Below are 25,351 nucleotides of genomic sequence, written 5' to 3'. Positions count from 1 at the left end.
ATGACAAGCTGAAGGAGAACAGAATGACCGACCTGGCTGACCTATCCGCCGCCGCCCATGCCGCCACGCCACCGCCGGCACCCGACTTCGCCGCCATCAAGGCGCGCCAGCAGGCCACCTGGGCCAGCGGCGACTTCGCAATCGTCGGTACCACGCTGCAGATCGTCGGCGAGCTGCTGGCCGAGGCGGCCGACGTGCGCGCCGACGAGCGCGTGCTCGACGTGGCCGCCGGCAACGGCAACGCCACGCTGGCGGCGGCGCGCCGTTTTGCCCGCGTCACGTCCACCGACTACGTGCCGGACCTGCTCGAGAAAGGCCGCGCCCGCGCACTGGCCGAAGGCCTCGACGTGGCGTTCCAGGTGGCCGATGTGGAAGCGCTGCCGTTCGGCGACGGCCAGTTCGACTGCGTGCTGTCCACGTTCGGCGCGATGTTCGCGCCCGACCATCGCCGCACCGCGGCCGAGATGCTGCGCGTGACGCGCCCGGGCGGGCGCATCGGCGTGGCCAGCTGGACCCCCGACGGCTTCATCGGCAAGATGTTCAAGGTGGTGGGCAGCTATGTTCCGCCGCCGGCCGGCGTGGCCGGGCCGCCGCTGTGGGGCACCGAGGGCCACTTGCGCGAGCTTTTCGGCGATGCGGACATCCGCTGCACGCGGCGCGAGTTCAACTTCCGCTACCGCTCCCCGGCCCACATGATGCAGGTGTTCCGCGATTACTATGGCCCGGTGCTGAAGGCCTTTGCCGCCCTCGATGGCGACGGGCAGGCGGCACTGAGACGCGACCTCGAGGCGCTGGCGCGTGAAGCCGACCTTTCCGGCGGCGCATCGCTGGTGGCCCCGGCCGCCTACCTGGAGGCGGTGATCCTGAAGGAATGAGCGTCAGGCGGTGAGCGCCAGGCAATGAGCGCCCGGACGGCGGATGGACGGCATCGGCTATAGTGCTGTTTTCATACAACAATCCGCTGCATGACCGACCGTCCCGCCGAGCGGCGCGCCCGCGCCGTTCCCTGGCTCGTTGCCGCCGCCTTCTTCCTTGAAAACCTGGATGCGACAGCGATCACCACGTCGCTGCCGCAGATGGCGCACAGCTTCGGCGCGCAACCGGCGCACATGTCGGTCGGGCTGTCGGCCTACCTCGTGGCGCTGGCCGCCTTCATCCCGGCCAGCGGCTGGCTGGCCGACCGCTACGGTCCGCGCCGCGTGTTCGGCGCGGCGATTGCCGTGTTCACCGCCGCTTCCGTGCTGTGCGCGCTGTCCGGGTCGCTGCCGGCCTTCACCGCGGCGCGCATCCTGCAGGGCATCGGTGGCGCACTGATGGTGCCGGTCGGCAGGCTGGTCGTGTTGCGCGCCACGCCGAAGGAAGGGCTGGTAAGGGCCATCGCCACCATCACGTGGCCTGGGCTGGCCGCGCCCATCATCGGCCCGGCGCTGGGCGGCTTCATCACGGCGCACTGGGGCTGGCAGTGGATCTTCCTGCTGAACGTGCCGCTGGGCGTGCTGCTGTTCGTGGCGGCGCTGATGGTGATTCCCGCTGCCGGCGCGGCCCCGCGTCCGTTCGACCTGCCGGGCTTTGCCGGCAGTGCGCTGGCCTGCACGCTGCTGATGGTGGGTGTGGAACTGCCGGCCCAGGGACGCTGGACGGCTGCCGCGCTGGCGCTGCTGGGCGGCGGCGCGCTGCTGTGGTGGTGCGCGCGGCACTTCCGCCGCGCTGCCGCGCCGTTGATGGACCTGCGTCCGCTGCGCATCGGCACCTTCGCGGTCTCGCTGCGGGGCGGCTCGCTGTCGCGCATCGCGATCGGCAGCGCGCCGTTCCTGTTGCCGCTGATGTTCCAGGTATCGTTCGGCCTGTCCGGCCCGGTCGCCGGCATGCTGCTGCTGGCGCTGTTTGCCGGCAACCTTGCCGTCAAGCCGGCAACCGGCTGGGCCATGCGCCGCTTCGGCCTGCGCAACGTGCTGGTATGGAATGGCACGCTGCTGGCCGCGAGTTTCCCGGCCTGCGCGCTGCTGCGGCCGGACACCCCGCTCGTTGCCATCGGCGGCGTACTGTTTTTCTGCGGGATGTTCCGTTCGATGCAGTTCACCGCGCTGAACACGCTGGCATTCGCCAACGTGCCGACACCGCAGATGAGCGGCGCGTCGACTTTGTTTTCCGTGGTGGCGCAGGTCACGACAGGGCTGGGGATCGCCGGGGCGGCTTTGCTGCTGGAACTTGGCGTACTGGCCGGCTGGGCGCCAGCCGACGTTGCGGTGTTCCGGCTCGCGCTGGTGGCGATGGGCGCCGTCGCCCTGGCGGGCGTAACGGACAGCCTGCGCCTGCCGGCCGATGCCGGGGCGCAGGTGGTGGGACGGACTTGAGCGTTCAGGCGTGCTGGGGCAATCAGGCCTGGGCCGGCTTGCGGGGCAACAGCTTGAGTGCCGCAAAGGCCGCGCCGGCTACGCCGAGCACCACGGCGGCGGTGCTGCCCGAGAAGCCGATCGCCTGCTCCTTGGCCAGCTTGCCGGCCTGCGGTGCCACGAGCTGCATGCGGCGGCGGGTCATTTCCGCGCCCAGCTCGCTCAGGCGATCGCGGCTCAAGTGGCGTTCCGCGTCCGGCAGCAGCACGGTTTCCTCGTCGGCCACGTGGTGCATCACGTCGCGCATCAGTTCGTGCACCAGCTCGTCATGCCTGGCGTCCGTGGGACGGGTGGCGCGCAGTTGCGCGATCAGGCGGCGCATCTCGTTGTGTTCCGGCTCCGCCTTCAGCATCGTCGGATCGGCTCCCTCCAGCTGGCGCATGACCGGGTAGAAGATCTCCTCTTCCAGCGTGGCGTGGATTTCCAGGGCCGTGCAGATCGTTTCCGCCAGGGCCTTCTTCACTCTCGGCTTCTGCGTCGTCGTGTACTGGTGGAAGGTCACCAGCGTGTGCGAGTGATCGAAGCGGATCATGTCGGTAATCGTCGGGCTGAGCTTGTTCAGTGAAAACATCTTCTTCTCCTTGAAGTTCCGTCAACAATTCATCTTAGGCGAGGATGCCTGTCACTTGCGTAGGATTAGCGCTCAGCCGAATGTCGGCGCACTGCGCACAAAGCAGACGCGGCAGGTTATAGTTCAAACAAGAACAAGCGCCGGTGTCGTGCATTGGCAGGTCGTTGTTTGATAGTTTGAAGGAATCAGTTCAAGACAGCCGGTGCACGACTGTCGTTCAAGACAGGGCGTAATGCAGGGCATGGCCGGGAGCCCGGCATGCATGTGCAACGCAGTATTGAGGCGATTCTCGGATTATCGAACGAATCCGCCATCCAGGACACCAGGAGCCGATGATGAGATTCCAGCACCGTGCCGCGACGCGCAGCACGCTCCCCATGCAGGGGCGGGGATGGCGCAGCAGGCGCCCGCTGACGCGCTTCGACGACCTGTTCCAGGACCATCCGCAGCCGATGTGGATCTATGACCTGGTGACGCTGCGCTTCCTGCGCGTCAATGCCGCCGCCTGCCGCCATTACGGCTATGGCGAAGCGGAATTCCTGCACATGACGATCCGCGATATCCGGCCGCCGTCCGAACAGGCGCGGCTGAGCGCCGAGATTGCCAGTGCCCCCCATGCGCTGCCGCAATCGGCCGGCGTCTGGACACACCTGAAGCGCGACGGCCGGCCGATCCTGGTGCGGATCTCGTCCCATGCGCTGATCTACGAAGGGCGGCGGGCCCGGCTCGTGTTCGCGCTCGACGTGACGCAGCAGATGGCCACCGAGCGGGCGTTGTACAAGTCCGAACAGCTGTACCGGCGCCTGATCGACACGATGCCGCTGCAGGTATTCTGGAAAGACCTCGACCTGCGCTATGCCGGCTGCAACCGGCTGTTCGCGCGCGCCATCGGCCTGGACGACCCGGCCAGCGTCGTCGGCAAGCGCGACCACGACCTGCCGTGGCGGCACGGCCCTGTGCCGCAGGCGGAACAGGAAGTGGAAGACCTCGCCGTGATCGGCACGGGCCGTCCGGTGCGCGGGCGCGAACAGACGCTGACGGCGGCCGATGGCCGCCAGCACTGGCACCTCGTCAACAAGCTGCCGCTGCACGGCCGGCACGGCGAGATCGTCGGCCTGCTCGGCACGATCGAGGATGTCACGGCCAGCCGGGAGGCCGGCGCGAAGCTGCGCCTGCAAAGCCGGGCCATCGATGCCAGCGTCAACGCGATCCTGATCACCCGCCGGGCCGGCAACGACGACGTGATCGATTATGCCAACCCGGCGTTCGCGCGCATTTCCGGCTACCAACTGGCCGAGGTGATCGGCAAGGATTGCCGCTTCCTGCAGGGCGACGACCGCGACCAGGAAGGCATGCCGGCCCTTCGGGAGGCGCTGCGGGCCGGTCGCGAAGTCACGGTGGAACTGCGCAATTACCGCAAGGACGGCACGCTGTTCTGGAACCAGCTGCATGTGGCGCCGGTGCTCGACATCCACGGCGCGACCACGCACTGGGTCGGCGTAATCAACGACATTACCGCGGCAAAGCGCTACCAGACCGAACTGGAACACCAGTCCACGCACGATGCCCTGACCGGCCTGCCAAACCGCAACCTGTTCCACGACCGCCTCGAACAGGCGATCGCCTACGCGGCGCGTTACGAGCACCAGCTGTGGGTCGTGGTGCTGGACCTGGACAACTTCAAGCTGATCAACGACACGCTCGGCCACGCCGTGGGCGACAGCCTGCTGCAGACGGTGGCGGCGCGGCTGCGCAGTGCGCTGCGCGATTCCGATACCGTGGCGCGGCTGGGCGGCGACGAATTCATCCTGTTGCTGCCAGACCAGCCGGGACAGAGCGACGGCACCCTGTCGCCGCGCATGGTGCAGGCGGTGCTCGACGCGGTCAGCGCACCGATGCGGCTGGACGCGCACGACCTGGCGCTGACCTGCAGCATGGGCGTCTCGGTCTATCCGCGCGATGGGGATACCGCTCCTTCGCTGTTCAAGCACGCCGACATTGCGCTGTACCGTGCCAAGGATGGCGGCCGCAACCAGCTGCAGTTCTACACCAGCGAGATGAATGCGCGCGTCACCGAGCGCACGCTGATCGAGGGGCACCTGCGCAATGCGCTGACGCGCCACGAGTTCGTGCTGTACTTCCAGACGCGCATCGATTGCGGCACCGGACGCGTGGCCGGCCTGGAAGCGCTGCTGCGCTGGCGCCAGCCGGAGCTGGGCCTGGTGCAGCCGGACCGTTTCATCGGCGTGGCCGAGGAGACCGGGCGCATCGTGGAGATCGGCGAATGGGTGCTGTACGAAGCGTGCCGCCAGGCCAAGGCCTGGCAGGATGCCGGCCTGCCGCGGGTGCCCGTCGCCGTCAACGTGTCGGCCCGGCAGTTCCGGCAGGCCGGCTTCGTGCAGGAAGTGCGCGATGCGCTGGAAAGCAGCGGGCTGGCGCCGGAATACCTGGAGCTGGAGCTGACGGAATCGCTGATGATGCAGAATATCGAGGCCGTCATCGGCGCCATGCGCCACCTGAAGGAGAGCGGCGTGCGCCTGTCCATCGACGATTTCGGTACCGGCTATTCGAGCCTGTCCTATCTGCGCCGCTTCCCGCTCGACTACCTGAAGATCGACCGCAGCTTCGTGCGCGACATGCTGCACGATGCACCCGGGGCGGCGATCGTCCGTTCGATGATCGCGCTGGGCCACAGCCTGGGCTGCCGCATCATCGCCGAGGGCGTGGAAACGCACGACCAGCTGGGATACCTGACCCAGCAGGGCTGCGACGAGATCCAGGGCTTCCTGTGCAGCCGGCCGGTGCCGGGGGACGAGGCGGGGGAATTGCTGCACGCCGACGGGTGAACGGCGCACGCAGGGCGGAGGCGACCGATAACCTTTCCGCGACCGGTTCCGTCATCGCGCGCCACGCCTTGCAATTTACTGGTGTGGCGCCCGATTGACACCTTTCTTTAGGTTTATTAGAAGAAAAACAATAATAAAAATATACTGTTGCAGGCCTGGAAACGAGGCGGGGGACTGGAACTGCAGGCAGCAATGTCTGGTACTCGACAGCACCGGGCAGCGAGGCATGGTGGGTCGGCCAGAGTACCAGTTACGACACGTCGTACGGCATCAGGCAGGTGGATTTCGGTTATCAGATGCCGGGCGAGTACTACACCCGGACGTTCGCCAGTCATACCGTGAAGACCGTTACGCAGATTTCGCCGGTTCCCGAGCCGGCCACTTACGCGATGCTGGGCGCCGGTTTGCTGCTGGGTGCAGCGCGCAGGGGCCGGCAGCAAAAGTGATCGGGGCAAGCCGCCCGCCCCACGGCGGTGAAGCATGAAAGCAAAAAAGCCGGGAACCTGGGTTCCCGGCTTTTTTCATCGGATCGGCGGTAGCGTCAGTTCCTGATTTCCAGCGCCCGGTTCACGGACAGGGCAGCCAGCGACGCGACAGCGCCCGACAGCAGGTACAGGCTGACATAGCCCAGGCCGTAGTGAGCCGACAGGCCCAGCGCAACCAGCGGTGCGAACGCGGCGCCGACCAGCCAGGCCAGGTCCGACGTCAGCGCGGCGCCGGTGTAGCGGTGGCGCGGCGCGAAGTTGGCGGTCACCGCGCCGGCGGCCTGGCCGTACGACAGGCCCAGCAGCGCGAAGCCGACGATGATGAAGATGTTCTGGCCCGAGTCGCCGCCCTGCATCAGCGTGGGGACGAAGCCGGAGAACACGGCAATCAGCGCGGCCAGCGTGCCCAGCGTGGTGCGCCGGCCGAAGCGGTCGGCGATCACGCCGGAGGCGATGGTGGCCAGCAGCGCCACGCCTGCGCCCCAGAACTGCAGCCACAGGAAGCCGTCCAGCGTGCGCGTCGAGTACAGCTGCACCCACGACAGCGGGAACACCGTCACCAGGTGGAACAGCGCGTAGCTGGCGAGCGCGGCCAGGGCGCCGATGATCACGTTGCGGCCCTGGGTGTGCGACAGCTCGGACAGGCTGACGGGTTCCAGCTCGCGTTCGTCGAGCAGGCGCGAATATTCAGGTGTCGACACCAGGCGCAGGCGGGCAAACAGCGCGACCACGTTGATGGCGAATGCCACGAAGAACGGGAAGCGCCAGCCCCAGTCGAGGAAGTCCAGCGCCGACACGCTGCCGATCATGTAGGCGAAAATGCCGGCGGCGACCATGAAGCCGGCCGGTGCGCCGAGCTGGCCCAGCATCGCATACCAGCCGCGCTTGTCCTGCGGCGCGTTCAGCGCCAGCAGCGACGGCAGGCCGTCCCACGAACCGCCCTGGGCCAGGCCCTGGCCGATGCGGAACAGCGCCAGCAGCACGATGGCCGTGGTGCCGGCGTCGGCGAACGATGGCAGGAAAGCAATGCCGACAGTGGAGATACCGAGCAGGAAGAGGGCGCCCGTCAGCTTGCCCTCGCGCGAGAACCGGCGCTGGATCCACATGAAGAACACGGTGCCGATCGGCCGCGCGATGAAGGCGAACGAAAAGATGACAAACGAATACAGGGTGGCCGTCAGCCTGTCGTCGAACGGAAAGAACAAGGAAGGGAAGACCAGGACCGAGGCGATCGCATAGACGAAAAAGTCGAAATATTCGGACGCTCGGCCGATCACCACGCCGACGGCGATTTCGCCGGGGTGTATTTCGCCATCGCGAGCATTAATGTTGCGTGCGCCGCTGCTGGTGGGACTTGGCTGATAATCCGCCGGGATGTTACTTCCGTCATAGGTAGTCGTTGCCATATTCGTCTCTCATGGTTGTACCAGGTTCTTGCGAACCGGATTGGACAAGTTGAATCCACGATGAAACCTTACCTCGACTGTGCATTGCCGACTGTGCGCCGCACTACATAAATGAAAAATCGCATCATTGATAATCATGGCTAATCTTTACTGATCTTCACTAATCATGATAGCGATGCAATTTTCCGGCGCCCGCGTTCGCGTGCAAATCACAGAACCTGCTCAGTACAGAACCTGCTCGGTGCTGGATCCGCTCGATGCAGTTTTTCAACGCTGCTCCGAGATGCCTTCGAGACACCTTCAAGATACCTTCAAGATACCTTCAAGGTACGTTCAAGATACGGTCAAGGCACGTTCAAGATACCAGCCGGGGTGAGACAAAGTGTCCAATTCCATTTCGCACGCCTGTGACGGTACAGTAGCATGTTCTCAATCCTCTGTAGCGCACATAACTTAATGAAATCATCCATTGTTCGCAGTGGACTGGGTCTTCTCTCCCTGTTGTGGCTGACCGGCTGCAATACGGTGGTGTTGAATCCGTCCGGTGATATCGCGGCGCAGCAGGCTCATCTGGTGATCGTATCGTTCCTCCTGATGTGCCTGATCGTCGTTCCCGTCATTGCATTAACGCTCTGGTTCGCCTGGCGTTATCGTCAAAGCAACACGTCCGCGAAGTACGATCCGGACTGGGATCACTCCACCAAGCTGGAGCTCGTGATCTGGGGCGTGCCCCTGCTGCTGATTATCGTGCTGGGCCTGATCACCTGGATCAGCACCCACCTGCTGGATCCGTACCGCCCCCTGCAGCGCCTCGATGAAAATCGTCCGCTGCCGGCCGACGTGCGCCCGATGGAAGTGCAGGTCGTGGCGCTGGACTGGAAGTGGCTGTTCATCTATCCGGAGCAGGGCATCGCCACCGTGAACGAACTGGCCACGCCGATCGACCGTCCGATCAAGTTCCGCATGACCGCGTCGTCCGTGATGAACGCTTTCTACATCCCGGCAATGGCAGGCATGATCTACACGATGCCGGCCATGGAAACCCAGCTGAACGCGGTGATGAACAAGGTCGGTACGTACGACGGCTTCTCGTCGAACTACAGCGGCTCCGGCTTCACGCACATGCGCTTCAAGTACCACGCGATGAACCACGCCGACTTCGACGCCTACGTGGCGAAGGTGAAGGCCGAAGGCGGTTCGCTGCAGCGTCCGGACTACATGCAGCTGGCCAAGCCCAGCGAAAAGGATCCGATACGCCGCTGGGCCACCGTCGACAACACGCTGTACGACGCGATCCTGAACCTGTGCGTCGAACCGGGCACGCCATGCATGGCGCACCAGATGCATGAAGACGCCAACCGCAACGCCAAGCACAAGGCCCACCAGGAAGCGCGCCGGCGGGGTGCCAGCGAGGTTGCCAAGCTGGCGCAAGCCGACGCGGAAATCTGCACGACGCCCGCGGACAAGACCCAACTTTCCATGAAGAGCAACAATGCAAGCGTATCCAACTGAAAACCATGCCTTCTTCGGCAGGCTGAGCTGGGAAGCAATTCCGCTCCACGAGCCGATCCTGCTCGTCACCTTCGCCGCCGTCATCCTGGGTGGCGGTGCACTGCTGGGTGCGATGACGTATTTCCGCGTCTGGGGCAACCTGTGGCGCAACTGGCTGACCAGTATCGACCATAAGAAGATCGGGATCATGTACATGATCCTGGGCCTGGTCATGCTGCTGCGCGGCTTTGCCGACGCGCTGATGATGCGCGCCCAGCAGGCCATCGCCTTCGGCGACAATGCCGGCTTCCTGCCGCCGCACCACTACGACCAGGTCTTCACCGCCCACGGCGTGATCATGATCTTCTTCGTGGCGATGCCGCTGGTCACGGGCCTGATGAACTACGTGGTGCCGCTGCAGATCGGCGCGCGCGACGTGGCGTTCCCGTTCCTGAACAACTTCTCGTTCTGGATGACGGCGATGGGCGCCGCGCTGGTGATGGCTTCGCTGTTCGTCGGCGAATTCGCCCGTACCGGCTGGCTGGCCTATCCGCCGCTGTCCGGCATCCTCGCCTCGCCTGACGTGGGGGTGGATTACTACATCTGGTCATTGCAGATCGCCGGGGTCGGCACCTTGCTGTCCGGCGTCAACCTGATCGTCACCATCGTCAAGATGCGCGCGCCGGGCATGGACCTGATGAAGATGCCGGTGTTTACGTGGACCGCGCTGTGCACCAACATCCTGATCGTGGCGGCCTTCCCGGTACTGACCGCGGTGCTGGCCATGCTGGGCATGGACCGCCTGCTGGGCACGCACTTCTTCACGAACGAAATGGGCGGCAACGCCATGATGTACGTGAACCTGATCTGGATCTGGGGCCACCCCGAGGTGTACATCCTGATCCTGCCGTGCTTCGGCATCTTCTCGGAAGTGGTGTCGACGTTCTGCTCGAAGCGCCTGTTCGGCTACACCTCGATGGTGTACGCGACCTGCGTGATCATGATCCTGTCGTACCTGGTCTGGCTGCACCACTTCTTCACGATGGGTTCCGGCGCATCGGTGAACGCGTTCTTCGGCATCACCACGATGATCATCTCGATCCCGACCGGCGCGAAGCTGTTCAACTGGCTGTTCACGATGTACCGCGGCCGTATCCGTTTCGAACTGCCGATGATGTGGACCGTGGCCTTCATGGTCACCTTCACGATCGGCGGCATGACGGGCGTGATGCTGGCAATCCCGCCGGCCGACTTCGTGCTGCACAACTCGCTGTTCCTGATCGCCCACTTCCACAACGTGATCATCGGCGGCGTGCTGTTCGGCCTGTTCGCAGGCATCAACTACTGGTTCCCGAAAGCGTTCGGCTACAAGCTCGACGTGTTCTGGGGCAAGGTATCGTTCTGGCTGTGGGTGGTCGGCTTCTATGTCGCCTGGATGCCGGTGTACGCACTGGGCTTCATGGGCGTGACGCGCCGCCTGAACATGCTGGAAGATCCGGCCATGCAGCCGTACTTCGTGGTTGCGTTCCTGGGCGTGCTGATGATCGCCGGCGGTATCGGCGCGATGCTGATGCAGTTCTTCGTGTCGTTCCTGCGCCGCAAGCAGCTGCGCGACGTGACGGGCGATCCGTGGGAAGGCCGCACGCTGGAGTGGTCGACGTCGTCGCCGCCGCCGGACTACAACTTCGCGTTCACCCCGGTCGTGCACGACAACGACAGCTGGGCCGACATGAAGAAGAACGGCTACCAGCGTCCGCTGAAAGACTATGTGAAGATCCACATGCCGGCCAACACCGGTGCAGGCTTCATCATCGCGGCGCTGTCGGCTGCGATGGGCTTCGGCATCATCTGGCACATGTGGCCGCTGGTCATCGCCGCCTTCGTCGCGATGATGGTCGCGATCATCGTCCACACGTTCAACTACAAGCGCGATTACTACATTTCGGCGGAAGAAGTGACCCGTACCGAAGAACGCCATACCGCTTTGCTGGGAAGCCATGTCTGATACCTACGTAACCTCCGCCGGCGCGGCTAGCGCCGACCCGAGCTCGCGCTACCTGGTGCGCGAGCACCATCCGGAAAACGGCACCATGCTGGGTTTCTGGATCTACCTGATGAGCGACTGCCTGATCTTCGCCTGCCTGTTCGCGACCTACGCCGTGTTGGGTCGCAACTTCGCCGGCGGCCCGGGCGGCGCCGAGCTGTTCGACCTGAAGCTGATCGCGCTGAACACGGCGTTCCTGCTGTTCTCGTCGATCACGTACGGCTTTGCGATGCTGCAGGCCAAGGTGAAGAACAAGTCCGGCACGCTGCTGTGGCTGGGTATCACCGGCGTCTTCGGCCTGCTGTTCCTGGCGGTGGAAATCTATGAATTCCACCACCTGATCCACCTGGGCGCGGGCCCGCAGCGCAGCGGCTTCCTGACGGCGTTCTTCGCGCTGGTCGGTACCCACGGCCTGCACGTGACGTTCGGCGCGATCTGGCTGGTCACGCTGATGTTCCAGATCAGCAAACATGGCCTGATTCCGGAAAACCTGCGCCGCCTGAATTGCCTGTCGCTGTTCTGGCACTTCCTGGACGTGATCTGGATCGGCGTGTTTACCTTTGTCTACCTGATGGGAGTGCTGCCATGAGCGACCACAAACACCACCACGGTCACGGTCATGACGACCACGGCCACGGCCACGACGATCACCACGACGGTTCCGCCGTGCATGGCTCGATGAAGGATTACGTGATCGGCTTCGTGCTGTCCGTGATCCTCACCGCGATCCCGTTCTGGCTGGTGATGAACAACGTCATCTCGGATCCGGCCACCACCGGCTTCGTGATCCTCGGCTTCGCCGCCGTGCAGATGGTCGTGCACATGGTGTACTTCCTGCACATGAACGCGAAGTCGGAGGGTGGCTGGAACATGCTGGCCCTGATCTTCACGATCATCATCGTCGTCATCACCCTGGCCGGTTCGCTGTGGGTCATGTACCACATGAACAAGAACATGATGCCGAACATGCCGCATATCAGTTCGCCGCAGCAGGCGCACGACATGCCATGAACGACGCGCCACACGGTGGCGCAAGTTCGACGCCGCAGCAGAACGCGCGGGCAGCGGGTCCCTCCAGGGGAACCCGCATCGCCCTCGCCGCCGCTGCGGCGTTTTTCTTTTGCGCCTTTGCTTTCCTCGGCAGCTGGCAGGTCAAGCGCCTGCAGTGGAAACAGGACCTGATCGCCCGCGTCGACGCGCGGGTGCATGCCGACCCGGTACCGGCGCCGCGCGCCGCCGACTGGCCACGCGTGGCCGTCGACACGCACGAATACCTGCGCGTGACGATCCGCGGCACCTTCCTCTACGACTACACCACGCGCGTGCAGACCACCACCGCGCTCGGCATCGGCTTCTGGCTGATGACGCCGCTGTGCACGGACGATGGCATCGTGTTCGTCAACCGCGGCTTCGTGCCGATGCGCTCGGGCGACCTGAAATTGCCGGCGCCGCCGAAGGCCGGACCCGATCCTTGCGCGGCCGGCGGCACGCCCGTCGACATCACCGGACTGCTGCGGTTCCCTGAACCGAAGGGCCGCATCCTGCGCGAGAACGACCCGGCCAACGACCGCTGGTACACGCGCGACATCGCGCCGATGGCGGCCGCGCGGGGCATGCCGCAGGCGGCACCGTTCTTCATCGATGCGCCCAGAGGGCAGGAGCATCCCCGCGACGCCGAGGAAAAACCGACCGGCGGCCTGACCGTGATCGCCTTCCCGAACAACCACCTGGTGTATGCGCTGACCTGGTTCGGGCTGGCCGCGATGGTCGCGGGCGGCTATTATCTCGTGCTGCGCCACGACCGGCGCAGGACGAGGGGAGCGGATGACGGAACAGACTGAGCAGCGCCGCGCCGGGGAACGGCGCAAGCCGGACGGCCGCCGCGCGCAGGTGGCGGCGGCCGGCGTCGAGTACGCGGCCGGCCACAAGAACATGATGCAGCTGATCCAGCTGCGCTGGATCGCCGTGGTCGGGCAGGTGGCCACGATCACCGCCGCCATCTACCTGTATGACATCGTGCTGCCGCTGGTGCCGATGCTGCAGGTGCTGGCCTGCCTGATCGCGTTCAACGTGGCCAGCCACCTGCGCTGGCACGAAGTGCGCTACGTGCGCAATACCGAGCTCTTCATGGCCTTGCTGGTGGACGTGGCGATCCTCACGTCGCAACTCTACCTGTCCGGCGGCGCCACCAATCCGTTCGCCTTCCTGTACCTGCTGCAGGTGATCCTGTCCGCCGTGCTGCTGGCACCGGCGTACGCGTGGACATTCGTGCTGATCACCGCTGCCTGCCTGGCCGGCCTGTCGCGCAACCACCTGCCGCTGCCGCTCGACGTCGAACACGCGGGCGGTGTGCTGTCGCTGTACGTGCAGGGCATGCTGATCTGCTTCATGCTGAACGCCGCGCTGCTGGTGTTCTTCATCACCCGCATCACGGCCAACCTGCGTGCCGGCGACGCCCAGCTGGCCGACCTGCGCCAGCGCGCCGCCGAGGAGGAGCACGTGGTGCGTATGGGCCTGCTCGCCAGCGGCGCCGCGCACGAGCTGGGCACGCCGCTCGCCACGCTGTCGGTGATCCTGGGCGACTGGAAGCGCATGCCGGAATTCGCCCGCAATCCGGAACTGCTCGAAGAGATCGGCGAAATGCAGGCCCAGCTCAAGCGCTGCAAGGCGATCGTGTCCGGCATCCTGCTGTCGGCCGGCGAAACGCGCGGCGAGTCGTCCACCAAGACCACGCTGGCCACTTTCCTCGACGAGCTGGCGCAGGAGTGGCGCAGCACCCGCCCCGTGCAGCATTTCTTTTATTTCAACCGCATGAAGAGCGACCTGCCCGTGGTATTCGACGAAACGCTGAAGCAGATGATCTGCAACGTGCTCGACAACGCCGTCGAGGCATCGCCGGCCCGCGTGGAACTGGAAGCCACCCGCGAGGACGGCCACCTGATCCTGCGCGTGCTCGATGCCGGCCCCGGCTTCGACCCGGACGTGCTGGCGCAGATCGGCAAGCCGTATAATTCGACCAAGGGCAAGCCGGGCAGCGGGCTGGGCCTGTTCCTGGTGGTAAACGTGGCCCGCACGCTGGGCGGCACGGTCGGCGCGCGCAACCGCGAGGAGGGCGGCGCCGAGGTGGTGATCCGCCTGCCGCTGTCCTCCATCGCGCTCGACGATACGCCCGCCGGCCTCGCCGATCCCGGAGCGCCTCCGGCATGACTTTTTACCTGGGCCTCACCTGACATGACCGAAGAACAACGCTGCCTGCTGATCGTCGAGGACGACGAAGCCTTTGCCCGCACGCTGGGCCGCTCGTTCGAGCGGCGCGGCTACCACGTGCTGCATGCCGCGAACGTCGACGAGGCGTCCGCGCTGCTGGACGAACACACGCCCGGCTATGCCGTCGTCGACCTGAAGCTGAAGGGCAATTCCTCCGGCCTGGCCTGCGTGCAGATGCTGCACCAGCACGACCCGGAAATGCTGATCGTCGTGCTGACAGGGTACGCCAGCATCAATACGGCCGTCGAGGCGGTCAAGCTGGGCGCCGCCCAGTACCTGGCCAAGCCGTCCAATACGGACGATATCGAAGCCGCCTTTGCGCACGTGGCCGGCAGCGCCGAGGTGGAGGTGACGGGGCGCGCCACGTCGGTCAAGACGCTGGAGTGGGAACACATCCACGCGGTGCTGGCCGAAACGGAATTCAATATCTCGGAAGCGGCGCGCCGTCTCGGCATGCACCGCCGCACGCTGGCGCGCAAGCTGGAAAAACAGCGCGTCAAGTAGGGCCCGGGCAGCGGCGCCGGCCGCCGGTGGCGGCCGCGCGACACTGCGGCGGCGCACGATTGCCATGTCCCACCTCCGGTGCGGAATTCGCGGTACAATGATGTTGCTTTGCGCCAATATCAATTTCCGCGCTGGCGTCCCTGGTGCCCAAGCCACGCATCGCAGTTCACGCGCCGTTCCGGCGCCCGATCCTGAGTTGACTACATGACTTGCCATACCGAAGCGGCGCGCCTGGACACGCTGCGCAAACTCGACCTGCTCGACACGCCCCCGTCCGAAGCGTTCGACCGCATCACGCGCATGGCCGCGCAGGTATTCGGCCTGCCCATTGCCGCCGTGTCGCTGACCGATTCCGACCGGCAGTGGTTCAAGTCGCGCGTCGGCATCGAGCACTGGACCATCCCGCGCCTGCGGGCGCCGTGTGCCACCGTGGCCGATACGGCCGGGTTCCTTGTCATTCCGGACCTTCTCGACGACCCGCACTTCCGCGACAGCCACCTGGCACGCAACGGCGTGCGCTTCTACGCCGGTGCACCGCTGACGACGCGCGACGGGCATGCGCTGGGCGCCATGTGCGTGCTCGGCACGACGCCGCGCCAGATCACGCAGTCCGAGCGCGATGCCCTGACGGACCTCGCGGCGATGGCGATGTCGCAGATCGAGCTGCAGCATGCAATGGGCCGCATCGACCCGATCAGCGGCCTGCCCAACCGTAACCAGTACATCGACGACATGGGCGACCTGGAAAAGGACCGCCCGGCCGGCGAAGCGCGGCTGGCCGTGCTGGTGCACCTGGCGAACCCGGAGCAGCTGGCCAACGCGGCGCGCGTGATGGGCTCTTCCTACGTCGACCGGCTGGTGACCGAGGCCGTGCGCTCGTTCCGCGCCGAATTCGGCGCGGCGGCCAGGATGTATCACGTCGCGGCCACGCAGTTCATCGTGGTCATGGCGCCTGAACTGTCGCTGGACGACTGCCGCGTGCGCATCGAGCGATGGCTGCAAAGCGGCGACGCATGGTCGACGTCGCGCTTCGTGACGTCGCCCGCAGCCGGCATCGCACCGTTCGCCGTGGGCCGCACGGATGCGCTGGACGTGCTGCGTACCGCGCAGGGCGCCGTGCACGATGCCTATGCGGCCGGTGCGCCGGTGGCGGTGTACTCGCCGGCCGAGGATGCCGCGTGGCGCAGGCGCTTCACGCTGCTCACCGAGTTCGGCAATGCGCTGGCGGCGCACGACCAGCTCCGGCTGGTCTACCAGCCCCGCATCGACCTGGCTAACGGCGCCTGCGTCGGCGCCGAGGCGCTGCTGCGCTGGACCCACCCGGAGCTGGGCGGTATTTCGCCCGGCGAGTTCATGCCGATCGTCGAACAGACGTCGATGGCCCGGCCCGCTACCGCGTGGATCGTGGACGCCGCGCTGCGGCAACTGCGTGCATGGCAGGATGCGGACATCGCGTTGACGCTGTCCGTCAACGTCGCCGCGCCGAACCTGCTGGAGCCGGATTTCGCGCTGCAGATCGTGACGCGGCTGCAGGCCCATGGCGTGACGCCCGACCGGCTGGAGCTGGAGATCACGGAAAGCGCGGCCATGGGCAACCAGGCCGCGGCGGACCGCACGCTGGCTGCGCTGCACGCCGCGGGCGTGCGCATCGCCATCGACGACTTCGGTACCGGCTACAGCAGCCTGGCCTACCTGCAGAGCATTCCAGCCCACGTGGTCAAGATCGACCAGGGCTTCGTGCGCGGCATCGAGGCCGACGCGCGCAAGCGCGCCCTGGTCGCCGCCATGGCGTCGCTGTCGCACGACCTCGGGTACCGGGTGGTGGCCGAGGGAGTCGAGACAGCGGAAGCGGCCGCGCTGGTGCGCGCCGCCGGTTGCGACGAGGCGCAGGGCTGGCTGTATGCGCGCGCGCTGGAACCGGCGCAGTTCGCGCTCTGGTACCGCGAGGCCGCGGCGCACTGATCCTTCCGGGCCGGCCCTGCAGCTTCCATCATCATCCGTCGACCATCGTCCGCTGGCATCGTGCGCGCTTCTGGACCATACTGGCGCCGACGCGGCAGCCGCCGCTTACCGGAAGAAGGCACGATGACCGTTCCGCACACCCTCCGGCTGGCAATGTTCAGTGCCCAGCCTTACGACCGCCGCTTCTTCGAGGAAGCCCGTCCCGCCGGCCTGGCGATCGACTACCACGATACCGCGCTCGACACGGGCACCGCGGTGCTGGCGCAGGAATGCGATGCCGTTTGCGTGTTCGTCAACGACATCCTCGATGCCGCCGTGCTGGAACGGCTGCACGCGCTGGGCGTGCGCGCCGTCCTGCTGCGCTGCGCCGGCTTCAACAACGTGGACCTGGCCGCGCTGGCGCGGCTGGGCATGTTCGCCGCGCGGGTGCCCGCCTATTCGCCGGAAGCGGTGGCGGAACACGCGCTGGCGATGATCCTCACGCTGAACCGCCGCACGCACCGGGCCTTCAATCGCGTTCGCGAAGGCAATTTTGCGCTCGACGGCCTGGTTGGTTTTACGCTGCATGGCAAGACTGCGGGCATCGTCGGCACCGGCAAGATCGGGCTGGCAACCGCACGCATCCTGCGCGGATTCGGCTGCCGGGTGCTGGGATACGACCCGTATCCTGCGCCGGGGTTCGCGGAACTGGGCAGCATGGTACCGCTCGACGACCTGCTGGCGCAGTCGGACATCGTATCGCTGCACTGCCCGCTGACGGATGCGACGCGCCACCTGATCGGCCCTGCCACGCTGGCGCGGATGAAAGAGGGCGCGATGCTCGTCAATACGTCGCGCGGCGCGCTGGTGGACACGGCTGCCGTGATCGACGCGCTGAAGTCGCGCCGGCTGGGTGCGCTGGCGATCGATGTCTACGAACAGGAAAGCGCGCTGTTCTTCCGCGATCACTCGTCCGACATCATCGCCGACGACGTGTTCGGCCGGCTGACCTCGTTCCCGAACGTGCTGGTGACGGGACACCAGGGATTCTTCACGATCGAGGCACTGCGTGAGATCGCCGCGATCACGTACGACAATCTGCGCTGCTGGCAGGCTGGCGGACAGTGCGCGAACCTGCTGCCGGCAGGCTGAGCCGGCAAGCCGGCGCATGGCGGACCAGGCACGGCGGTCGCAGGAGTGGCGGGGGAGTTTCCTGCAGGGCGATTGCCGAGCGGCTATGATGATCGTTTCGAGCCCATCAGGAAGGACAGCACCATGACCGATCAATCGCTGCGCGCGGACCTGCGCGACCTGGCCCGCAGCGCCCGCGGCCTGCACAAGGCCATGCTGGATGTCGAGACCCAGTACTTCGGCGCCGTCGGCGGCGTGCTCGAACACCTGCAGCTGGTAACGAACCATCCGCATTTCGCTTGGCTGCTGAAACTGTCCGGCCTGATGGCGGAACTGGACGAGCGCCTCGACGACGAAGAAATCGTCGAGGCAACGGAGGCGGCGCAGTACCGCACCGCGTTCGAGGGCCTGGTCGGGCCGCGCCCGCCGATCGACGAGGATTTCCGCAAGCGCTACCTGGCGCTGCTGCACGACGCGCCCGAGGTGGCGATCGCGCACGGGGTTCTGCGGCAGGCACTGGCGAAAGTGCCGCAGGCCGAATGATGCGGGCGTCCATGGTGCGGACGTGAAAAAGGCCGGGCGACAGCCCGGCCTTCATGGTTGCATCGTGGCGATTACCAGCCGAGATCCTTCAGCAGCGGCACCGTCAGGTCCTTCGGCGGCACCAGTTCATGCGTCAGGTCGTCGTTGATCGACGGCTCCATCAGCTGGTTCGGCGTGGCGGCCGTGGTGTAGTGGGACACCGAGGAACCCGGCGAGAACGTGCTTGGCGCGTACAGCAGGATGCGTTTCTGGTTGTCCGTGCCGGCCAGGCGGGTCGGATCGGCGCCCAGCGTGGCGGTGACGCCCGAACTGGTACGGCTGCGCGATGCCAGTGCGGCTTTCAATGCCAGGCCGGTGGCCTGCGTAACCCGCACGGAGGGAATCGTCACATCCGGATCGCTGCCGCTCATGCCGGCCGGGTCGCCCGGCGCATTGTCGGCCACGATCATCGCGATGGCGCCGGCTGCCTGCACGAACGCGGCTTTTTCCACGAACGGGCACGTGCCGCGGTCGACCAGGGCGATATTGCCCTGCACGGCCTTGGCATTGGCAGGCGACAGCGGTGCGCAGGCCAGCCCGGTATTGGTGGCGCGGTTTTCCACCACCGGCATGATCTGGCCGGTGACGTTGGCTGCCGTGACGCCGGGGCCGAAGCTGGCTTCGCCGAAGCTCTTTTCGCCGGCCGCGCTGCCGGCCGCCGGGCCGCCGATCGTGACCACGCCGCGCGGGCCCAGCACGTCCGGCACCGCGGCATTCACGTTCGGGCCATCCCACGACAGGCCGTCGACGCTGACAGCGTTGGCAACACGCTCCTCCTCGGACAGCTCGGTCCACTTGCGGTTGGTCCGGTTATCGGTCATGAAGTGGTCCCAGATTGCCGGCTTGCCATCCAGGTATTCGCCCGTTTCCTCGTCGGTGAAGCTCTGGAAGCCCAGCCCATGGCCCATCTCGTGCAGCAGCACGGCGACGAAGTCGGTCTCCGTGCCGTGGTTGCCGTCCAGCCCGAGGTAGAACGGCGAGCCGGGGAAGCAGTCCGGGAACAGGCCGAGGCGCGAATTGAAGCGGGCGCGGATATCGGCAAGACCCGGATTCTGGTCTTCGCCGGACAGCTTGTTTGCCAGCGCGCCGGGATACCAGGTGTCCTTTTTCGGGATGTTGGGGAAATCGTCGAACGCTTCCAGCGTGCCGGCCGAGCCCAGCACTGCGCCGGTCGCGGTGCAGGTCAGCGGCTCGAAACTGGCCTGGATGCGGATCGGTACCGTGCTTTCCAGTTTCGCGCCCCACAGATTGGCCGCGTAGGTGAACGCGATCAGGCGCTGCTCGCCCAGCGTGGTGCCGGTATTCCCGCCGACGGGCGTGGCCGGCGTCTCATCGTTGAAGCCTACGCCCGCTGCGTTGCCGTTGACGATGATGATCGTGGCGGCCTGCGCCGCACCGAGGGTGCCGAATGCAACGGCCAGGGCCGCGACGATGTGCTTCATGCTGGTGTTATTGCGCTTCATGGCGGTGTCCCTTGGCTTGCGCGGCGTGCGCGTTGTTGATCAGTGCATTGGCGGTGTCTTCGCCGGTGACGCAGGCTTCGGCAATGGTGCCGTCCGGGTTCTTCGTGATGACCGAGTAGATGGCCTTGTGCTCCACGCTGATCTTGCGGGTACCGTTCTTCATCACCACCGCCTGTGGCCGCGTCACGATGCCGCGGGCAGACTTGGCTTCATGCGCCGCCGCCGCCGAAGGCACCAGGGCGCGGTATTCCTCCGCCGTCGGGGCGCGCACCTTACCCGTTTCGGCATCGCGCACGACGACCATGCCCTGGTCTTTCGTGACGTCGTGGGCCATCGCGCCCTGCGACATGCCCAGCGCGGCCAGCGCCAGGCCGGCACCGGCTGCGGTGCGGCGGCTGCGGCGCGCGGCGAAGCCCACGGCGGCCAGGCCCAGCCCCAGCATCATCCAGGTCGACGGCTCCGGCACGGCGGCGATCGCCACGCTGTCGATGCCGATATAGCTGGCGGTCTCATAATCGCCCGAGTAATGGAAGCCGAGGCGTCCGGTGCCTGCGCCGGTGAAGTCATAGGTGTACCGGGTCCAGCCGTCGGGATAGGATTCGCCCGTGATCGAAACCAGCGACGTGGTGAATCCGGCAGTGGTGGTACCGCTACCACTGCTGAGCAGGACGTCAAGCGTGTCGGTGTAACCTTCCTCGGCGCTGTCGCGGGTATAGAACGTCAGGCGCGTGGCCGCCGTGAAAGTGAATTCCGGCGAGATCAGCCAGCTGTCGACGAGCCCGGTGTCGAGATCGGCGACGTTATAGTTCGCAGCGATGTAGGAACCCGCGGCGCCCGCCTGGGAGCCGTATTGCGCGTTGCCCTGGAACCAGCTGGTCGAGCCGGCGTCCAGCACCCAGCCGCCCAACGCGCTGATGTCGTCGAACCCTTCGCTGAGGGATGTCGGGGGCGTTTCCGCATGCGCAGCTGCCGATAGTGTCAGCGCCGCCGATGCAAAGAGAGTGAGGAAGGTTTTCATTGATTCACTTTCATTGGCTTATGGAAGAGGAAGCAAATTGTTTTGCAAATTGCAATTCGAGTATAAGTCGATCAACTGCCGAGTTCAGCACGTGGCGCTTACAATTCGAGATGTTTTTTTGATTCGTATCGAAAAAGCAACGCGATAGTTTTTGCACAGGTGAAACCCCAGCATCCATGCGGGTTGCAGCGTGGTTGCAGGGCTCGCCAGACAGGCATGGAACGAACCCTTGACTTATCGAAATGCCCATGCGTTGTAATGAAATGTAAATAATGTTACTGCGGTAAGCGTGGCAGCCCGAATTTCATCGGTGCATCGATCGCAGGTACAATGCTGCCTTTATCCCTTGCCCTGCCGCCACGTGTCGAGCCGTCAACTGTATTCCCGCCTGCTGCTGCAATTCCGTCCTTATTCCGGCGCGCTTGCCGTGACCCTGTTTGCGGTCGGGGTCGCCTCACTGACCGACGTGCTGCTTGTCACGCAGTTGAAGACGGTGATCGATGCGCTGGGCGGGCAGGGCATCGTGCATGGCGCCGGCGACGCCGTGGCCTCGACCGTGAAAGACTGGATCGGCCAGTTGTTGCCGGTCAGCGCAGGGCAGGCGGCGCTGTGGACGATTCCCACGATCATCATGGCGCTTGCCATCCTGCGCATGGTCAGCAGCTTTGCCGGCGACTACGGTTCCGCATGGCTCAGCAACCAGGTGCAGGCCGACCTGCGCGAGAAAATGTTCGCCCGCATCCTGCGCCTGCCGAACGGCTATTTCGACCAGTCGTCGACCGGTACCACGCTGTCGCGCGTGACGTACGACGCCAACCAGGTATCGCAGGCGGGCCTGAACGTGATCAACGTGGCGGTGCGCGATTCCGTCCTGGCCATCGGCTACCTGGTCACGATGCTTGTATACGACTGGCAACTGGCCGTGTTCTGCCTGACCCTGCTGCCGCTGGTGGCGGCCGTGGTGACGTTCGCGGGGCGGCGCATGCGCCGTCTTTCCGAAAGCGGGCAGCATGCGATGGGCGAACTGACCCGCGTGCTCGATGAAAGCATCGGCGGGCAGCGCGTCGTGAAGATCTTCGGCGGCCAGCAATACGAGCAGCGGCGCTTCGACGACGTGGTGAAACTGAACCGGCGGCTGGCCGTGAAGCAGGCGGCAACGGCGGCCATGAACTCGGGCATCATCATGATGCTGATCGGCGTCGTGCTGTCGGCCGTGATTTATTTCGCGCTGCTGCGCGCGCAGGCCAACGCACTGACCGCGGGCGACTTCGCGACGTTCATGACGGCGCTGCTGGCCATGCAGTCGCCGGTCAAGAACCTCACCAAGCTCAACGAACCGCTGCAGCGCGGCCTGGCGGCGGCGAAATCCGTGTTTGGCGTGATCGACGCGCCGGTCGAGATGGACGACGGTATGCACACGCTGGCGCGCGCCAGCGGCCACATCGAACTGGCGTCGGTCAGCTTCCGCTACGGCGCCGCGGACGCCTCGCCGGCGCTGGCCAATGTGTCGCTGGACATCCCGGCCGGCGAGACCGTCGCGCTGGTGGGCAGCTCGGGCAGCGGCAAGACCACGCTGGCCAGCCTGCTGCCGCGCTTCTACGACGTCGGCGGCGGGCGCATCCTGCTCGATGGTGTCGACCTGCGCAACTACCGGCTGGCCGACCTGCGGGCCCAGATCGCTCTGGTCAGCCAGGACGTGGTGTTGTTCAACGACACGCTGGCCGCCAACATCGCCTACGGCGACCCGGCACCCGACCAGGCCCGCATCGAGGCGGCCGCGCAGGCCGCCTACGCGCACGAGTTCATCGTGCGCCAGCCGCAGGGCTATGCCACCGAAGTCGGCGAGAACGGCCTGCGCCTGTCGGGCGGCCAGCGGCAACGCCTGGCCATCGCGCGCGCGCTGTACAAGGATGCGCCGATCCTGATCCTGGACGAAGCGACCAGCGCGCTCGACACGGAATCGGAACGCCAGGTGCAGGCGGCGCTGGAGCGGCTGATGGAAGGCCGCACCACGGTCGTCATCGCGCACCGGCTGTCGACGATCGAGAACGCCGACCGCATCGTCGTCATGCATGCCGGCACGATCGCCGAAACGGGCACGCACGAAGCGCTGCTGGCGCAGGGCGGCGCCTACGCGCGGCTGTACCAGACCCAGAAGCAGCTGAGCCACTGACGGAGAAGCAGCGCGGGCACCTGTCTTCGCCCCGGGCCCGGAATCAGTCGTGCTTTTCCGACGGTGTCCGTACCGGATCCTTCAGCACGTCCTGCACGTACAGCATCGTCACCAGCACCGCCAGCACGGCGGTCAGCGGCGTGGCCAGCGCCACGCCGGCCATGCCGAACAGCGCGCCGAACAGCAGCTGCATGACGATCGTCAGTGCCGGCGGCAGCGACACGGTGCGCTTCTCGATCAGCGGCGACAGCAGGTAGCCTTCGGCCAGCTGGATCGCGCCGAACAGCAGCAGTACGTACAGTGCCTGCTGCGGACTGTGTGAAAACGCGATCAGCATCGCCGGCACGCCGGCCATCAGCGGTCCCAGGTAGGGGATGAAATCGAGCAGGCCGGCGATCAGCCCGAGGATCAGGGCCAGCGGCACGCCCAGCAGCGCCAGGCCGGCGGCCGACAGGATCGTCACCAGCAGCATCGAGGCGGCCTTGCCCAGCAGCCAGCGCGACAGCGTGCGGCCCAGTTCATCCATCACCTCGCGGGCCCGCGCGCGCTTGCGCGGCGGTATCAGCGTGATGAAGCCGTCGATATAGATGTGCGGCTGGGCGGCGAAATAGATGCCGACGAACAGGATGATGACGGCATTGCCGGCCGCCCCCAGCAGGCCGGAAAAGAACAGGCCCGCGTTGGGCACCAGCTGGCCCAGCTGCTTCTGCATCTGTTCCGGCGACGGTACGCTGGCCATCAGGCGCTTCAGCAGCGGCTGTTCTTCCATCGCGGCGCGAAAGCGCTGCAGCGCGTCGGGAACGGCGGCGCCCAGCTTGTCAGCCTGCTCGCCGATCTGCGGCGCCATCAGCCAGCCGCCGATGCCGAACACCAGCAGCAGCGCGGCGACCACCGCCGCCAGCGCCGCATTGCGGCCGATGTGCAGCCGCCGGTGCACGGTGCCGGCCAGTTCATACAGCAGGATCGCGAACAGGATGCAGGCAAACACCAGCAGCAGCGCATCGTAGGCGAACCAGATGGCGGCCAGCACCAGGATCGTCATGATCGTGATGCCGTTGACGAGGGCGACGCGGCGCGTGAAGCGGTGTTCGGCGGGTTTTCCGGTGTCGGGTTCCTGGTGTCGTTCCACGTTGCTCTCCTTGTGCTCGATGCTCGCTGCGCTACTCCTGGCTGAGCAGGTAGGCCGCCATGTCGCGCGCATCGCGCTCGGTCACGCCGAGCGTGGGCATGGTCGTGCGGGGATCGATTTCATGCGGCACGCGGATCCAGCGCGCCAGGTTGTCGGCGGTATTGGGCAGCACGCCGGCCACGTACTTGCGCTGCGACAGTCCCGCCAGCGGCGGGCCGACGAAGGTATCGGGCCCCGTCACGCCGGGGATCGCGTGGCAGGCCTGGCAGGCATACTGGGTAAGGGCCATGCGGCCGCGCTCGACGTCCGGATGGTTCGGCACGGTCCGTGCCGGCGACAGGGCAGGCGACTGCCCGGAGGCAGCCGATTCCTCGACCAGCGCGCGGTAGCTGTCGCGCGTCTGCCCCGGGAACTGCTGGAGGAAGGCCACCAGGTCCCACAGCTGTTCGTCGCGCAGGTGGAATTCCCAGGCCGGCATGCCCGCCATGCGGATGCCGTGCCGCGTGATCCAGTACAGTTCGCGCGGCTGCCAGCGCCGCGCCGCGTCCACCAGCGGGCCGGGAATCGGCTGCATGCTCTTGCCGACCGGGCTCTGCGCGACGCCCGGCGCACCGTGGCATTGCACGCAATGCTGGTGGTACAGGTGCGCCCCGCGCACCACCCGTGCGGCGTCGGCGAGCGGCGGCGTGGCCACCTCGCGCGCGTGGAAGCGCACCGATTCGCGCATGCCTTTTTCCAGCACCGTGTAGACGGGCTGGAAGTGCTGCTGCGTGGCGGCCACGTTGTACCAGCCGGATTCCAGCACGATCCACCCGACGAGGGCGGCCGCGGCGGCCAGCGAAAGGGCCGTCGCGACGGCGGTCTTGACGATCAGGCGAAGTCGGTTGGAAGCCATGCAGGGGTGCGC

The 25,351-nt window shown here is 66.1% G+C and carries 21 protein-coding genes; 15 read left to right on the top strand and 6 right to left on the bottom strand.

Features of this window, described 5'->3' with window-relative positions:
• The first annotated feature begins 23 nt into the window (after positions 1 to 23).
• Both FHS02_RS04860 and FHS02_RS04855 read left to right on the top strand, forming a co-directional pair.
• A complete protein-coding gene (locus tag FHS02_RS04860; RefSeq protein ID WP_137313055.1) occupies positions 24 to 875 on the top strand; it encodes a class I SAM-dependent methyltransferase in 852 nt (283 codons plus the stop codon).
• Between the two features lie 90 nt (positions 876 to 965).
• Positions 966 to 2,354 carry an MFS transporter gene (locus FHS02_RS04855; protein ID WP_137313054.1) on the top strand — a complete coding sequence of 463 codons (1,389 nt, stop codon included), beginning with the start codon at positions 966 to 968 and terminating at the stop codon, positions 2,352 to 2,354.
• Positions 2,355 to 2,376: 22 nt separating this feature from the next.
• Here FHS02_RS04855 and FHS02_RS04850 read toward each other — a convergent pair whose 3' ends face one another.
• Complete coding sequence (locus FHS02_RS04850) at positions 2,377 to 2,964, bottom strand: hemerythrin domain-containing protein (RefSeq protein ID WP_137313053.1); 588 nt, start codon at positions 2,962 to 2,964, stop codon at positions 2,377 to 2,379.
• Between the two features lie 332 nt (positions 2,965 to 3,296).
• On the opposite strand from FHS02_RS04850, the gene FHS02_RS04845 reads away from it, so the two are divergent.
• Both FHS02_RS04845 and FHS02_RS31815 read left to right on the top strand, forming a co-directional pair.
• Positions 3,297 to 5,810 (top strand): sensor domain-containing protein, encoded by a 2,514-nt coding sequence (locus FHS02_RS04845; RefSeq protein ID WP_137313052.1) that lies wholly within the window; start codon positions 3,297 to 3,299, stop codon positions 5,808 to 5,810.
• Between the two features lie 278 nt (positions 5,811 to 6,088).
• The gene (locus FHS02_RS31815) at positions 6,089 to 6,256 is read left to right on the top strand and encodes a PEP-CTERM sorting domain-containing protein (RefSeq protein WP_217496910.1); all 168 of its coding nucleotides are present in this window, start codon (positions 6,089 to 6,091) and stop codon (positions 6,254 to 6,256) included.
• A 95-nt stretch (positions 6,257 to 6,351) separates the two neighbouring features.
• Here FHS02_RS31815 and FHS02_RS04835 read toward each other — a convergent pair whose 3' ends face one another.
• Positions 6,352 to 7,701 carry an MFS transporter gene (locus FHS02_RS04835; protein WP_137313051.1) on the bottom strand — a complete coding sequence of 450 codons (1,350 nt, stop codon included), beginning with the start codon at positions 7,699 to 7,701 and terminating at the stop codon, positions 6,352 to 6,354.
• Positions 7,702 to 8,157: 456 nt separating this feature from the next.
• Here FHS02_RS04835 and cyoA point away from each other — a divergent pair, with 456 nt between their 5' ends.
• The 10 genes from cyoA to FHS02_RS04785 all read left to right on the top strand — a co-directional run bounded on the left by cyoA (position 8,158) and on the right by FHS02_RS04785 (position 18,622).
• A complete protein-coding gene (gene cyoA / locus FHS02_RS04830; protein WP_137313050.1) occupies positions 8,158 to 9,213 on the top strand; it encodes a ubiquinol oxidase subunit II in 1,056 nt (351 codons plus the stop codon).
• Positions 9,194 to 11,197, top strand: coding sequence for a cytochrome o ubiquinol oxidase subunit I (gene cyoB / locus FHS02_RS04825; RefSeq protein WP_137313049.1), 2,004 nt, complete (start codon positions 9,194 to 9,196; stop codon positions 11,195 to 11,197). Before cyoA ends, cyoB begins: the two co-directional genes overlap by 20 nt.
• Positions 11,190 to 11,825 carry a cytochrome o ubiquinol oxidase subunit III gene (cyoC, locus tag FHS02_RS04820; protein WP_137313048.1) on the top strand — a complete coding sequence of 212 codons (636 nt, stop codon included), beginning with the start codon at positions 11,190 to 11,192 and terminating at the stop codon, positions 11,823 to 11,825. The genes cyoB and cyoC overlap by 8 nt, the downstream gene beginning before the upstream one ends.
• Positions 11,822 to 12,247 (top strand): cytochrome o ubiquinol oxidase subunit IV, encoded by a 426-nt coding sequence (cyoD, locus tag FHS02_RS04815; protein ID WP_137313047.1) that lies wholly within the window; start codon positions 11,822 to 11,824, stop codon positions 12,245 to 12,247. The genes cyoC and cyoD overlap by 4 nt, the downstream gene beginning before the upstream one ends.
• Positions 12,244 to 13,077, top strand: a complete 834-nt coding sequence (locus tag FHS02_RS04810; protein WP_137313046.1) for an SURF1 family protein — start codon at positions 12,244 to 12,246, stop codon at positions 13,075 to 13,077. The genes cyoD and FHS02_RS04810 overlap by 4 nt, the downstream gene beginning before the upstream one ends.
• The gene (locus FHS02_RS04805; RefSeq protein ID WP_137313045.1) at positions 13,061 to 14,443 is read left to right on the top strand and encodes an ATP-binding protein; all 1,383 of its coding nucleotides are present in this window, start codon (positions 13,061 to 13,063) and stop codon (positions 14,441 to 14,443) included. The genes FHS02_RS04810 and FHS02_RS04805 overlap by 17 nt, the downstream gene beginning before the upstream one ends.
• Before the next feature lie 24 nt (positions 14,444 to 14,467).
• Positions 14,468 to 15,007 (top strand): response regulator transcription factor, encoded by a 540-nt coding sequence (locus FHS02_RS04800; RefSeq protein WP_137313044.1) that lies wholly within the window; start codon positions 14,468 to 14,470, stop codon positions 15,005 to 15,007.
• A 204-nt stretch (positions 15,008 to 15,211) separates the two neighbouring features.
• Positions 15,212 to 16,969: a putative bifunctional diguanylate cyclase/phosphodiesterase gene (locus tag FHS02_RS04795; RefSeq protein ID WP_137313043.1), complete on the top strand. Its 1,758-nt coding sequence runs from the start codon at positions 15,212 to 15,214 to the stop codon at positions 16,967 to 16,969.
• Positions 16,970 to 17,092: 123 nt separating this feature from the next.
• Positions 17,093 to 18,100 (top strand): 2-hydroxyacid dehydrogenase, encoded by a 1,008-nt coding sequence (locus FHS02_RS04790; RefSeq protein WP_137313042.1) that lies wholly within the window; start codon positions 17,093 to 17,095, stop codon positions 18,098 to 18,100.
• A 123-nt stretch (positions 18,101 to 18,223) separates the two neighbouring features.
• On the top strand, positions 18,224 to 18,622 hold the full coding sequence (locus tag FHS02_RS04785; RefSeq protein WP_137313041.1) for a hypothetical protein: 399 nt from the start codon (positions 18,224 to 18,226) through the stop codon (positions 18,620 to 18,622).
• A gap of 71 nt (positions 18,623 to 18,693) precedes the next feature.
• Here FHS02_RS04785 and FHS02_RS04780 read toward each other — a convergent pair whose 3' ends face one another.
• Positions 18,694 to 20,124 (bottom strand): PA domain-containing protein, encoded by a 1,431-nt coding sequence (locus FHS02_RS04780; protein WP_137313040.1) that lies wholly within the window; start codon positions 20,122 to 20,124, stop codon positions 18,694 to 18,696.
• Entirely contained in the window at positions 20,111 to 21,142 is a 1,032-nt protein-coding gene (locus tag FHS02_RS04775; RefSeq protein ID WP_137313039.1) for a choice-of-anchor J family PEP-CTERM protein, read from the bottom strand. The genes FHS02_RS04780 and FHS02_RS04775 overlap by 14 nt, the downstream gene beginning before the upstream one ends.
• Before the next feature lie 361 nt (positions 21,143 to 21,503).
• Here FHS02_RS04775 and msbA point away from each other — a divergent pair, with 361 nt between their 5' ends.
• A complete protein-coding gene (msbA, locus tag FHS02_RS04770; RefSeq protein ID WP_137313038.1) occupies positions 21,504 to 23,315 on the top strand; it encodes a lipid A export permease/ATP-binding protein MsbA in 1,812 nt (603 codons plus the stop codon).
• A 43-nt stretch (positions 23,316 to 23,358) separates the two neighbouring features.
• Here msbA and FHS02_RS04765 read toward each other — a convergent pair whose 3' ends face one another.
• Both FHS02_RS04765 and FHS02_RS04760 read right to left on the bottom strand, forming a co-directional pair.
• Positions 23,359 to 24,444, bottom strand: a complete 1,086-nt coding sequence (locus FHS02_RS04765) for an AI-2E family transporter (protein WP_229422549.1) — start codon at positions 24,442 to 24,444, stop codon at positions 23,359 to 23,361.
• Between the two features lie 31 nt (positions 24,445 to 24,475).
• The gene (locus FHS02_RS04760; protein ID WP_137313036.1) at positions 24,476 to 25,339 is read right to left on the bottom strand and encodes a c-type cytochrome; all 864 of its coding nucleotides are present in this window, start codon (positions 25,337 to 25,339) and stop codon (positions 24,476 to 24,478) included.
• Positions 25,340 to 25,351: the final 12 nt, after the last annotated feature.

This window comes from Pseudoduganella umbonata, assembly GCF_014192225.1.
In the GTDB taxonomy this organism is placed as follows: Bacteria; Pseudomonadota; Gammaproteobacteria; order Burkholderiales; family Burkholderiaceae_D; genus Rugamonas; species Rugamonas umbonata.
The sequence above is the reverse complement of the archived record's forward strand: the minus strand, read 5'-3'. Positions and strand labels throughout refer to the sequence as shown.